The 13,311-nt window shown below is 35.1% G+C and carries 9 protein-coding genes; 4 read left to right on the top strand and 5 right to left on the bottom strand.

Translation table 11 applies throughout. The features are described 5' to 3' along the window. Window positions 1–62: 62 nt before the first annotated feature. The 3 genes from Q4493_RS00665 to prmB all read right to left on the bottom strand — a co-directional run bounded on the left by Q4493_RS00665 (window position 63) and on the right by prmB (window position 3,374). Window positions 63–1,229, bottom strand: a complete 1,167-nt coding sequence (locus Q4493_RS00665) for an MFS transporter (RefSeq protein WP_303448603.1) — start codon at window positions 1,227–1,229, stop codon at window positions 63–65. Window positions 1,230–1,292: 63 nt separating this feature from the next. After that, window positions 1,293–2,384, bottom strand: a complete 1,092-nt coding sequence (gene aroC / locus Q4493_RS00670) for a chorismate synthase (RefSeq protein ID WP_303448604.1) — start codon at window positions 2,382–2,384, stop codon at window positions 1,293–1,295. Window positions 2,385–2,426: 42 nt separating this feature from the next. Continuing rightward, window positions 2,427–3,374, bottom strand: coding sequence for a 50S ribosomal protein L3 N(5)-glutamine methyltransferase (gene prmB / locus Q4493_RS00675; protein ID WP_303448606.1), 948 nt, complete (start codon window positions 3,372–3,374; stop codon window positions 2,427–2,429). 114 nt (window positions 3,375–3,488) lie between these two features. Between prmB and smrB the strand changes: the two genes are divergently transcribed. Further along, window positions 3,489–4,034, top strand: a complete 546-nt coding sequence (smrB, locus tag Q4493_RS00680) for an endonuclease SmrB (protein ID WP_303448607.1) — start codon at window positions 3,489–3,491, stop codon at window positions 4,032–4,034. 19 nt (window positions 4,035–4,053) lie between these two features. On the opposite strand, the gene sixA is transcribed toward smrB, so the two are convergent. Next, window positions 4,054–4,530, bottom strand: a complete 477-nt coding sequence (gene sixA / locus Q4493_RS00685) for a phosphohistidine phosphatase SixA (RefSeq protein ID WP_303448609.1) — start codon at window positions 4,528–4,530, stop codon at window positions 4,054–4,056. A 188-nt stretch (window positions 4,531–4,718) separates the two neighbouring features. Here sixA and Q4493_RS00690 point away from each other — a divergent pair, with 188 nt between their 5' ends. The 3 genes from Q4493_RS00690 (at window position 4,719) to Q4493_RS00700 (ending at window position 12,686) form a co-directional block, all read left to right on the top strand. Then, the gene (locus Q4493_RS00690) at window positions 4,719–7,502 is read left to right on the top strand and encodes an insulinase family protein (RefSeq protein WP_303448610.1); all 2,784 of its coding nucleotides are present in this window, start codon (window positions 4,719–4,721) and stop codon (window positions 7,500–7,502) included. Window positions 7,503–7,648: 146 nt separating this feature from the next. Then, window positions 7,649–12,217: an EAL domain-containing protein gene (locus tag Q4493_RS00695; protein ID WP_303448612.1), complete on the top strand. Its 4,569-nt coding sequence runs from the start codon at window positions 7,649–7,651 to the stop codon at window positions 12,215–12,217. Window positions 12,218–12,353: 136 nt separating this feature from the next. After that, window positions 12,354–12,686 (top strand): hypothetical protein, encoded by a 333-nt coding sequence (locus tag Q4493_RS00700; protein WP_303448614.1) that lies wholly within the window; start codon window positions 12,354–12,356, stop codon window positions 12,684–12,686. A 242-nt stretch (window positions 12,687–12,928) separates the two neighbouring features. Here Q4493_RS00700 and Q4493_RS00705 read toward each other — a convergent pair whose 3' ends face one another. Beyond that, complete coding sequence (locus Q4493_RS00705) at window positions 12,929–13,132, bottom strand: hypothetical protein (protein WP_303448615.1); 204 nt, start codon at window positions 13,130–13,132, stop codon at window positions 12,929–12,931. Between the last annotated feature and the right edge of the window lie 179 nt (window positions 13,133–13,311).

Genomic DNA, 13,311 nt, shown 5'->3' on the forward strand with positions numbered 1-13,311 from the left:
GGAAATTTAACGTAAAACACCTAGAGAAAGAATGTGGCAAATTGTCGCAGTTTGTTAAAAATCTATCTTACTTTAATTGAAGAATGCTGATTAATATTTATAAAACAAGCTAAGCCACTTGCAATTAAACACATGATTGCGGCGAATTCGAATGATTGTACAGCGCCAAAGCCATCTTTCCATAGATAACCGGAAACATAAGCGCCAATCGCGCCACCAATACCGTAAACACCTGCAATATAAATCGCTTGGCCACGATTTTGTTGGTTGCTTTGAAAATGTTGTTGAACAAACTGAATTGAGGCACTGTGATATAAACCAAAGCTAGCAGCATGTAGTAATTGAGCAACAAATAAAATAAAGACATTATCGGCAAAGTTACCAGTGATATACCAACGAATCGCGGTGACGAGAAAACTGAAAGCAATTAACAGTCGAGCACCAAAAAGTTGGTATAAGCGCCCTGCGATAAAAAATACGCCTATTTCAGCGACAACGCCTACACTTATAAACAAACCAACCGCATAACTTGGGTAGGATAAATCTCTTAAAAATAACGCAAAAAAGCTGTAATAAGGACCAAAACTAACCTGTAACAATAAACCAGAAATAAAAAATAAAATGAAGCTTGGCAAAAGTAGTTTAGATAAAAGAGAATGATTTTCTGATGCTTTTTTATAAACAACTCTGGGCTGTTTTAACCGTAAGCTCGATAAAAATAATGCCAATAAAATTAACCAACCAATATAAGTAAAGGCTTCTGAGCTAAACTGTTCTATGACTTTTCCGGCAGTTATTGCTAAAACAATAAAACCGACACTACCCCATAAACGAATACGCGCGTATATTTTGGCGCTTCGACGAATAGACGTCATTGTCATCACTTCTAACTGCGGCAAAATAGCGGTCCAAAATAAACTAAACAGCGCTAACGCAAAAGTTATCGGCCAATATCCTGTCATCCAAAATAGTAAAGTAAAGGAGAGCAATGCCAAGCCTGAGCCTAATTGAATAATCGATAATTGTTTACCAGACTTATCGGCTAACATGGCCCACAAGGTTGGCCCAACTATTTTAGTTGCGGTAAATATTGCTAAAATTTCACCAATTTCCATCGAGCTATAATTGCGGCCATCAAGAAACACAGACAAATAAGGGACGATAAGACCTAAAATGCCAAAATAAGCAAAATAGCTAAACGAGAGCTTAGTAAAAAGTGGTGAGTTCATTTAAATATCAAGATGAGAGTTGCTCTTTCATGCTTCATGTTAGCATAAAAGAGCAAGGAAATATTACTGACAAATATCAGGGGTAATACAAGAAACATCGGCATTTTGAGCACGATGACGTAGATAATGGTCAACTAAAGTTAACGCTAGCATTGCCTCGGCAATAGGAACCGCGCGAATACCCACACAAGGATCATGACGACCTTTAGTAATAATATCGGTAGGCTCTCCTTGAAGATCAACCGTTTTACCACTGACGCCAATACTAGAGGTGGGCTTCATCGCAATATGAGCAACAATAGGTTGACCAGATGAAATCCCCCCTAAAACACCACCGGCATGATTGCTACTAAAACCTTCTGGCGTTAATTCGTCACGGTGTTCTGAACCTTTTTGATTGACCACTTCAAAACCGTCGCCAATTTCAACGCCTTTTACCGCATTGATACTCATTAAACCATGCGAAATATCGGCATCTAAGCGATCAAATATCGGCTCACCTAAGCCAACCGGAACATTATTCGCCACCACAGTAACTTTTGCGCCAATAGAGTCTTTTTGACGAATAATACCCCGTAGTAATTCGTCTAGTTGTTCAAGCTTTGACTCATCAGGAAAGAAAAAAGGGTTGTCTTCAACAATATCCCAATCAAATTTTTCCGCTTTAATATCACCAATTTGCGTTACACACGCTTGAATAGTAATACCAAATTTTTCCGCTAAATATTTTTTAGCTACCGCACCAGCCGCCACTCGCATTGCCGTTTCACGTGCCGAAGAACGTCCGCCGCCTCGGTAATCTCTTAAACCATATTTTTGCCAATAAGTGTAATCAGCATGACCTGGGCGAAAACTTTGCGCAATATTGCCATAATCTTTTGAACGTTGATCGGTGTTTTCTATCATCAAACCAATTGGCGTACCAGTAGTTTTACCTTCAAAAACCCCGGACATTATTTTCACTTGATCAGGCTCTCTGCGAGCTGTGGTATAACGAGAAGTGCCAGGTCGTCTTCGGTCTAAATCATGTTGCAAATCCGCTTCTGATAATTCAATCCCAGGAGGGCAACCATCAATAATCGCTCCTAACCCTAAGCCATGGCTTTCGCCAAATGATGTAACTGTAAATAATTTTCCGAATGTATTACCTGACATATTTATTTCTCAACATATTTATTACTCGACACAGCTAATTTTTCACTCACTATTTTTTAATGCATAGTTAAAAATTTCTTGAAACTCAACTAACTGCTGTTGCGTTAGCATAAAAACTCCATGGCCACCCCGTTCAAAGGTTAACCATTGAAAATCAACTTCCGGATAAAGCGCTTCAACATGTATTTGTGAATTACCAACTTCACATATCAAAATACCATCGTCATTTAAATGTTCAGCACTTTGAGCCAAGATTTTACGAACAATATCTAAACCATCAGCGCCACAACCTAACCCCATTTCGGGTTCATGAGTAAACTCAGTTGGTAACGAGTCAATATCTTCTTGATCAACATAAGGAGGATTAGTGACAATTAAATCATATTTCTGCCCTACTATCCCAGAAAAAACATCAGATTGAATTGGAATAACTTGTTCTGTTAACCCATGATTTTCAATATTTATCTGGGCAACATTTAAAGCGTCAATTGATAAATCGACCGCATCAACTTCAGCTTCTGGAAAATAACTCGCACAAGCAATTGCTATACAGCCACTACCTGTGCATAAATCAAGAATGCGACCAACGCTTTTTTCATCATCAATAATAGGAGAAAAACGCTTTTCAATCCATTCACCAATGGGCGAACGAGGCACTAATACGCGCTCATCGACATAAAAAGGTAGATCAGCAAAATAAGCTTGGTTAGTAATATAAGCTGCCGGAATTTTTTGCTCAATTCGGCACTGAATAATCTCCAATGCTTGCCTTTTTTCTTCAATGGTTAATCGACATTGCATGATATGTTCGGTTAATTGGTCCGGTAATTCGAGAACAAACATGATTAACGTAATAGCTTCATCCCATGCATTATCATGTCCATGACCAAAAAATAAATCAGCACGATTAAATTCACTCGCCGCATATCGAATATAGTCGGCTACGGTATGCAACTGCTCTGTTATATCTGTTGATTGCTGTATAACCACTCAACTCCCCTAAATTTAAATTAAAACTATAAAGATTGAGCGAAAAGAAGGTAAAATTCACTCATAAAACTCATTTATAGTGCTATTGTACAGGTAAAATTTTAGACTGCGCATATGAAATTTAAAGATATTCTCTCAAAACAAGAAAAACAGCTCTTTAAAGACGCGATAGGTAAAGTAAAACCTATGGTGCAAGATAAAATACCGCCAAGTAAAAAAAACATTCAAGCAAATAAAACTCCCACCAAACACAAAAACGCTAAACAACAAGCAAGCTTTTATTTCTCTGATGAGTTTGAACCGAATCTAAACGATCAAGGCCCGACAAAATATGTCAGAGATGACGCTAACAGTTTTGAAGCTAAAAACTTACGCCGAGGTGTTTATGCGCCTGATCTTATCCTTGACCTACATGGCTTAGATCAAAACCAAGCAAAACAGGAAATAGCCGCGTTATTATATGCTTGCCAAAAAGAACATGCGCAATGTGTTTGTATTGTGCACGGTTTAGGTGGCAGAATTTTAAAAACGAAAGTGCCGCATTGGTTAGTACAACATCCAGATGTGATAGCTTTCCATCAAGCTCCTTTGGAATGGGGAGGTAATGGTGCGCTACTAGTATTGATTGATTTACACGATAAATTTAACGTAAAAGATTAGCTCTGTTAAATATTTAAACTTAAACAAGATCAGCAGGAGAGATAAGTTTTACTAAACTACCCGCCATTTTTTCAACATCATAGTTAATGTGAGCAATTGCCGCGGTTTGAAAAATGGGCGATTGATGTTCTAAGGTCAACTCTGCAACTAAATAGCTCACCAAAGGCATATGCGAAACAATTAACAGATGCTCAATTTCTGACACACCACATATACCATCGATAAAATCATGTACTTGCTTTGCGTTATCAAGTGGAGTAATAAAATCTAGGGTTTCTGGTTTTACTGAATCGTTCAGTTCAATGAGCAATGTTTTAGCCGTTTGTTGAGCTCGGGCATATGGACTCATCAAAACTTTATCAAAGACAACTGCTTGGTCGTTAAACCATTTTCCCATACATTGTGCTTCTTTATAGCCAACAGGTGTTAATTCACGTAAATGATCAATGTTTCCCATTGGATCTGCTTGACCATGACGCATGATATAAAGCTGCATATTCTTACCACAATGCTAAAAAGGTTTAATGAACTTGTTATTTGCGGCTATAGTAAAGGAATCTAAGCAATTGTTATAACATCCGTTAAGAATAAAATAGACTCACCTTATTCCATAGGGTAATTTAGAAGACCAATAATGATAATTTTTGCTTATGTCACTCGTAAAGGAATCCGTCGGAGCATGTATTGAAACAAAGTCCTAATGATCACAAACAATATTTTCCATTTACCTTGGAAAATGGTTTAAGGGTTTTAGCCGTACATAATAAAGACACGCAAAAGTCTGCAGCTGCCTTAGCCGTTAATGTCGGCCACTTTAGCGATCCTATTGATAGACAAGGTCTTGCTCACTTTTTAGAACATATGTTGTTTCTCGGGACAAAGAATTATCCTGATGGTAGTGAGTATCAGAAATTTATTAGCCAATATGGCGGTAGCAATAATGCATGGACAGCAACAGAACACACCTGTTTCTTTTTTGACATCCATCATCAACATTTTGAACCAGCATTAGACAGATTCAGCCAGTTCTTTATTTCACCACTATTATCTGAAGAGTTCGTCAATAAAGAGCGTAAAAATATTGACGCTGAATTTAAATTAAAATTAAAAGATGATATCCGACGTTTATATGACGTACACAAAGAAACGATTAACCCTGAGCACCCTTTCGCAAAATTCTCAGTTGGTAATACCGAAACACTTTCAGATCGTCCAGGTAAACATTTAAGAGATGAAGTAGAAGATTTTTTTCTACAACATTATGTCGCTAAAGCAATGACGCTAGTCATTGAAGGGCCACAGTCATTAGAAATATTACAACAATTAGCAGTAGATAAATTCAGTGATATTTCAAGCAACGACATAAGTCAACGCAAGCCAGACATTCCTCTTTACCTACCAGAGCATCAACAAATATGCCTGCAAGTAAAACCGGTTAAAAATGATCGCCAGCTAATCCTCAGTTTTGCGATGCCAAGTATTGATGAATTCTATCGAGAAAAGCCTGAGTCGTTAATTTCCTACTTAATGGGCCATGAAGGGCCGCATTCAATTTTATCTTTACTGAAAAAAAATCAATGGGCACTAGGCTTAACTGCAGGCTCAGGGGTCAATGGCTATAATTTTAAAGATTTTAATATTAGTATTCGTTTGACCCAAGCAGGCGAAAAACAGGTAGACGAAATTATATCTATCGTTTTTTCATATATTTACTTACTTAAACAAGCTCCGCTGGCCGAATATTACTATCAAGAAAAAAAGCAAATAGCAGAGCTATCTTTTCATTATCACGAAAAAATGAAACCGTTAGATTCGGTGAGTCAATTAGTCATTAACATGCAGCATTATCCTCAAGAAGATTACATTTTTGGTGATTATGTCATGGAGAACATGAATCAGCAGCAGTTAACTAATTTACTTAATTATTTAACTCCAGAGAATATGCGCACGATTTATATTAATAAAAATGTGCCCACCGACAAAGTTAGTCGTTGGTATCAAGTGCCATATCAAGTGGAAAAAATTGCAAAAAATCAGATAAACAAATGGCGTGAATGTCAATTACATCAAGAACTAGCTTTGCCACCTAAAAATAAATATATCGTTGAAAAACCAAAACTTTATGGATTAAAAAAACCAGATAACTCGTTAACGCCACAATTATTTAAGCAAGAGAACGGTTTACAATTTTGGTATAAGCAAGATCATACTTTTAATGTCCCCAAAGGCTATATTTACCTTGGTATCGATAGCCCTAAAACATTAGAAAACGAAACGAATATAGCCATGACACGACTTTTTGTTGATTTATATACAGAGTCGGTCATTGAAAAACATTATGATGCGGAATTAGCCGGTATTCATTATCATTTGTACTCTCACCAAGGTGGCTTAACGCTGCAATTGTCTGGAGTTAGTGAAAACCAAGGCTTTTTACTCAAACAACTTTTAGCTGAGTTGCAAATGTTTTCTTTTTCTGAAGAAATTTTTCACTTGATGAAACAGCATTTAATTAATCATTGGAAAAATGCAGATAACAGCAAATCAATTTCACAGTTATTTTCGGTTTTAAGTTCAACAATGCAACCAAAGTGCCCAAGCTCTGAAACGCTAGCAAATGCATTAATAAACGTTGACTTTCAACAGTTTAACGATTTTTGTCATACTATATTTAATGAGATTAATTTAGACGTGTTAGTCCATGGAAACTGGCGTGAACAAGACGCTGCTGAAATACATTCGATTATTAAACAAGCATTCAATGGACAATACGCTCAACAACACCAAGTAAAAATTCCTGTTTTAAATATAAAAGATCAAGCAAGTATCCAATATCCTCTGCATCTTCCAGAACATGATTATGCGGGAGTTATTTATTACCCTATGGAAGAAAGAAGCTTATTGACTGTGGCTAAAACTATGATAGCGAGCCAAATTTTATCACCGCAGTTTTTCCACCAAATGCGTACTGAAAAACAATATGGTTATCTTGTTGGTGTAGGATTTGTCCCCATTAATCGCTACCCTGGCATCGCTTTTTATATTCAATCACCCAATTTTGAAGCAAACCTTTTACTTGAGGCAATGGATGAATTTATTAATGAATGCCATTTAGTGGTTGAAAACATGCCTGAAGCAGATTGGCAACATTTACAACACGGACTTGCCAGTCAATTACAAGAGAAAGATACGAGTTTACGTATTAAGAGCCAACGCTTCTGGACATCAATTTGTAATAAAGAAACTGATTTTAAGCAAAAGCAACATCTTATTGAAACCATATTGTCATTATCTAAAACTGATATATCTGAATTTTTATTTTCACAAATAACGAATAATCAAGGCGTTATCGATAGATTCTGTTTGCTGTCGACAAAACAACCAAAAGAAGAGCAAAATTCAAACACCTCATTAAATGACTCACAATTACTTGAATATATTTTCAAAAATTGCTCAATAAAATATTAACTTTGCCGATAAGTTATAGACAACTAATTTAGCCGTTAAGCCATAGCTACTGCTTTATGTCTAGCTAATAAGTTGACTTAATCGCTGCCATCCTTTGTAATAGTGGCTTCCATAAGAATAATTATAAGTTAAGCAAGGTCGTATTTGTGCAATTTTCGTTTAATAGCTCTGCTTTTTTCCTACGTAACTCCCTGATTTTCTTGCCGCTATTATTTATATTTCTAATAGGTTTAAGTTTTTCTGCTTTTGCTGCTCCTGCCAATTATGATGAAAATTTAAAATTTAAGCATATTACTGCCGCTGACGGCCTATCACAAAGCTATGTTTTCGATATTATTCAAGATGAAGAAGGTTATATTTGGCTTGCCACTCAAGATGGTTTAAATAAATACGACGGAGCAAAATTTAAATATTATCGTAGTAATATTCTTGATGAACATTCTTTAGCAGATAATTATATTCGAAAATTATTTAAAGATAGCTCAGGCGTTATTTGGGTTGGAACGCAAAATGGTTTGAGCCGTTACAATAAAAAACTAGATAGCTTTGACAATTTCACTTTAAATATCAACGAAGATAACACACTAATCGATAACACTATTTGGGATATTTATGAAGATAGAGCAAGCGAGACCACTAACTTAGATGTTCCTAATAATATATGGGTGTCTACCGCAAAAGGTTTGCATAAATTTGATGTTGCTAATCAAGAGTTTATTAGGACTAAAATTCGACAGCCGAGTAATAACACCTCTATTAGTCCGCAAGAAATCAAAAGCATCTTTCACGACAAAAATGGCAATTATTGGTTTAGTAGCTACGATAATGGCTTCTATGTCACCAATAAAAATTTATCTATAGACAACTCTCTTCATAAGCAAATTCAAGCACAAATAGGCAATGAAACGACACAAATCAATAAAATTTTACTGATTGAAAAAGAATACTGGTTAGCGACTAATACCGGCGTATATGTTTTAGATGAGCGATATGAATTAACAGAACAATATTCACTTACAGAAGCTGATTCACCAGCCATTCTTGCTAGAAATATAGCCGTTGCTAGCGATTCTCATATTTGGATCGCAACAGATGAAGGTTTAAAGTCGATAAACCCATTAAATGAAACATCAAAATCGCATCAATACAGTAATGTACAAGAACAAGAATATAATGATTATACCTATGGGTTATTAGTCGATAATACCGAAAAATTATGGGTTGGCTCTTTAAATGGGTTGTTTGTTCTAGCTCCAGAGTACAATATAATTAAAGAAAGTAAGTTTTTAAGCGAGCTAACAAATACTAACATCACATCTTTTACTGCTATTAGTGACTCCGTTTGGTTTTCAAGTGACAATGACATTTTTCAACTAACGCCTCAAAAACAAATCAAAAAAATAAATTTAAAGATAGATGGGCTCATTACACATATCCAAAGCAATGAAGCTGATATTTTTATTATTACCGATAATAATCAACTATTTACTTATAATATTGAAAACAAAACCATAAATGAACATTCAAATTGGAAAACTAAATCAGACCACAACGGAATAGCTCCTATCTTTTATGGTGCTGAAAAGATTTGGTACTTAAATCAGTCAGGTGATCTTCGCAGTTATCACCCAAGCACAGAAAACTTTTATTCAACTCCCGATGTTGATATAAAATTTACAAATTTATACTTAAACAATGATATTGAAATTTGGCTAACTTCAAAATCAGATAAAATAATTCAGTTCGATGTTAAAAATAATAAATTCAATGAATTTAATCTTGAACACAACTCAAATTATCGTATCAACAACACAACTACGATCAATGTTTCTAAAGAAAATTTAATACTTGGTTCATATAACCAAGGTGTATTATTAATCAATAAAGAATCCCATAAAACTCAACTATTTAATGAAGATAATTTACTTTCTAACAATTTCGTAGCTGACATCGTTAAAGACCAATCAGACAATTTTTGGATAAGTACAAATAAAGGCATAAGCGTTTTTCAAAACAAAAATAGAAAAATTCAAAGTTTTTACATGGATTTTTCTATCAATAATAATGAATATTTAAGTAAAAGCTCATTTATAGCTAATAAAGTAGTTTATATCGGCGGTAACAATGGTTTCCATTATTTCTCTCCTAAAGAATTACTCTCAGTAGAGCAATCCATCAATAAACCGGTATTATCTAATTTGCTTATTGCGAATAAAAAGATAAATATCGAACAAAAAAAACAAATTGAAAATTATACGCTTCCAGAAAGTTTAAATAATCTATCAAGCATCAAACTCAAATATATTCATTCCCCCTTTAGTATTGAGTTCGTGTCACCTAATGCTAAATTGCCATCGCAAATTGGTTATAAATATAAACTTAATGGAGTAGATGAAAATTGGTTAGAAACGGATAAAGATAACCTCAGAGCAACTTACACAAACCTAAGTGCCGGCTCATATACCTTTGAAGTGCAAGCGTTCGATATTTATAATCCGGCAATTTTTAAATCTAAATCCATTGATGTGAAAATATTACCTCCCTGGTGGTTATCAAACAGTGCTGTATTAATTTACACCTTAACTATATTTCTCATTATCGCTTATTTACTGCAACAATTTCGTCATAAACGTTTATACCACTTACAGATTAAAGCCAGTGAAGAACGCTTGAAACTTTCACTATGGGGAAGTGGTGATGAAATGTGGGATTGGAATATTAAACGAGGAAAAATATATCGTTCTAATATTTGGGGTATTTTAGAGTTCCCACAAGACGGAAAACGTAACTTAGGTAATGACGGAGATAATGAAACCAATATAAATCAAGATGATATCGCCCGAATTACCCAATCATTACAAGAGCATTTTGATGAAAAAACCGAGCATTTCGAAGCTACCTATCGAGTAAAAGATAAAGACAACAAATGGATATGGGTACTCGACCGAGGAAAAATAGTCGAACGAGACGAAAACAATCAACCTTCTCGTATGACAGGCACATTGAAAGACATTAGCCAAATTAAGAAGGCGGATGAAAGGCTTAAATTATTTGCTAAATGTATCGAAAATATTTCCGATGCTGTCGTCATTTACGATAGAAAGTTTAATATTGTCGATGTTAATAAATCATTTCAACGAATTACCGGTAAAGCAAAACGACAAATGATTGGCAAACACATAGCTTTTAGCCGTTACCCTGACAGTTTCACTCAAGATGTAAAAAAACATTTACTTAATAAAGGTGGTTGGCACGGCGAGATTGAAAGTAAACGTGATAATGGTGAATTATATTTAACTGATTTAAACATTGATATCATTCGAGACGAAAATAACAGTATTTCGCATTTTGTCGGCGTGTTTTCAGATATTACTAAACGCAAAGAAACCGAAGCAGAGTTAAGAAAGCTCGCCAATTCAGATACCTTAACAGGTTTACCTAATCGTTCTTTCTTTCAAGCGAACCAAGCACGTTTAGTTAAAAATAAAATTTCGCATGCGTTATTAGTTTTTGACTTAGATAACTTTAAAAAAGTCAATGATTCAATGGGTCATGAAGTCGGTGATTTACTGCTGTGTAAAGTGGCGCAAAGAATAAAAAATATTGGCCGTCAACTTGATACCGTTTACCGTTTAGGTGGCGATGAATTTAGTATCATTATTGAGGATACTAATGATATTCATACTATAACCACCATAGCAAAGAAAATTTTAAGCACTATTGCTCAGCCTTTAAAACTGAAAAATCAAGAAATAGTACTTTATTCTAGTATCGGTATTGTACTTTATCCTGAAGATGGCACATCTCCTCAAGAGTTATTAAAAAATGCCGACACAGCCATGTATCACGCAAAACATAATGGCGGTAATCAATACCAATTCTTTAACGGTTCAATGAATAAGAAAGCGGTAAAACGCTTACAAATTGAAGGCTTGATCCGTCATGGTTTAAAAGAAGATTTTTTCTCTGTTTATTATCAACCCAAAATAGAAATATCAACCGGTAAAGTCGCGGGTATGGAAGCCTTGGTGCGTTTTGAAACACCAAGCAAAGGTATTATAAGTCCTGTAGTTTTCATTCCTGTTTCGGAAGAAACTGGACAAATCATAGATATTGGTGAAACAGTATTGAGAAAATCATGCTTTGCAACAAAACAATGGCTTGATGCTGGCTTATTTGATGGACGTATTGCCGTTAACCTTTCTGCGGTACAATTTACCCAACCTAATCTTGTTGGCATGATTGAAGGTATCTTGAAAGAAAGCCAATTGCCAGCGAAGCACCTAGAATTAGAAATAACCGAAGGAACGGTCATGGACTCTCCACAAAGAGCCATAGAAACCATGTTGCAAATTCGCGCGATGGGGATTCATTTATCATTAGATGATTTTGGTACCGGTTATTCGTCCTTAGCCTATTTGAAAAAATTCCCTTTAAACACCTTAAAAATAGATAAAGCTTTTGTCGACGACATAGAGTCATCTGAACAAGGTCGTAACATGGTTGCCACCATTGTTACTATCGCACATAACCTCGGCTTACAGGTTGTCGCTGAAGGGGTAGAAACTAATCAACAGCTAAGTTTCTTATCTGGATTACGTTGTGAACAGATGCAAGGCTATTTATATAGCAAACCATTACCAGAAAAAGACTTTCGCCGCTATTTACTTTCTCATCAGATCACTGACAAATCTACGACTTTTAATAAAAATTAATACTCATCTCTACTGACAACTTTCTGACAGTCAGATAAATCCATCGCAAAGCCAATAAAAATAGAGCTTTGCGTATTGGCACACTTATCGCTTTACTTCCTTCGAGTTATTTAACCAATCAGAAAGGAATATATAAATGTTAAGTTCAATAATTTTATCTCTAGCGATGAACGCAGCTCCAGTTCCAAGTGTTGATGTAGTAACGTTAGATATAGAACAAGTGGGTACTAAGCGCAGTGAAATCAGATTAAATAATAAATTTGAATCAATTGAAGTTGGTACAAAGCGCGGTGAAATCAGATTAAACAATAGATTTGAATCAATTGAAGTTGGAACAAAGCGTGGTGAAATCAGATTAAACAATAAATTTGAATCAATTGAAGTTGGAACAAAGCGTGGTGAAATCAGATTAAACAATAAATTTGAATCAATTGAAGTTGGTACAAAGCGCAGTGAAATCAGACTTTAGGAGATAATTATGATCAAACTAATTAAGTCATTATTTGTTGAAACACCTAAAGAAAACGCAATTGCTGCAACAATTGTAATTAAAGAAATGCCTGCTAAATCTTTGTGGTCTTAATATAAGAATTAAAACAAGAGATTTAACTTAGATATTCGCTACACGGACGGTAGCGGCTATATTTTAGCTAAGAAAGGAAGCATTAACAGCCTAAGAGCTTTATCAACCTCCCTTCCCTTAACCGTCAATTACGCTCTGAAAATTAAACAATTAAATCCGAATAATCGATTTATTTTCATGCGCTTTTTCATGTTAAACATTGGCCAAATAAATGGGCCAAACATAAAACCTGCAAACGCCCAGCGCTTACGCCCTAAACCGTTTGATAATGCTTGGCAATAGAAAAATATAGAAAACATTAGTGCAACGATAACAACAAGTAACGACAACATACTTTACCTAAGCTTTAATGATTAAAAGTTAAAAACCCCGATTGCGGGGCAATATAATGCAATTAGAGTTTTTATTCAAATAATTCGCAATTAATTTGATAAAACACAATTAAATATCGCATAAAAAAGAGGCAAAAACTTGCCCCTCTTTTTACAATATTTGCCACTACAATCGGAAA

Source organism: Colwellia sp. 1_MG-2023, assembly GCF_030546755.1.
In the GTDB taxonomy this organism is placed as follows: domain Bacteria; phylum Pseudomonadota; class Gammaproteobacteria; order Enterobacterales; family Alteromonadaceae; genus Thalassotalea_H.

Bases quoted from the DNA above. Each gene is read 5' to 3' on its own strand.
- Q4493_RS00705 (WP_303448615.1), bottom strand. From the start codon at position 13,132: ATGTTGTCGTTACTTGTTGTTATCGTTGCACTAATGTTTTCTATATTT.
- Q4493_RS00665 (WP_303448603.1), bottom strand. From the start codon at position 1,229: ATGAACTCACCACTTTTTACTAAGCTCTCGTTTAGCTATTTTGCTTAT.
- Q4493_RS00700 (WP_303448614.1), top strand. From the start codon at position 12,354: ATGTTAAGTTCAATAATTTTATCTCTAGCGATGAACGCAGCTCCAGTT.
- smrB (WP_303448607.1), top strand. From the start codon at position 3,489: ATGAAATTTAAAGATATTCTCTCAAAACAAGAAAAACAGCTCTTTAAA.
- aroC (WP_303448604.1), bottom strand. From the start codon at position 2,384: ATGTCAGGTAATACATTCGGAAAATTATTTACAGTTACATCATTTGGC.
- sixA (WP_303448609.1), bottom strand. From the start codon at position 4,530: ATGCAGCTTTATATCATGCGTCATGGTCAAGCAGATCCAATGGGAAAC.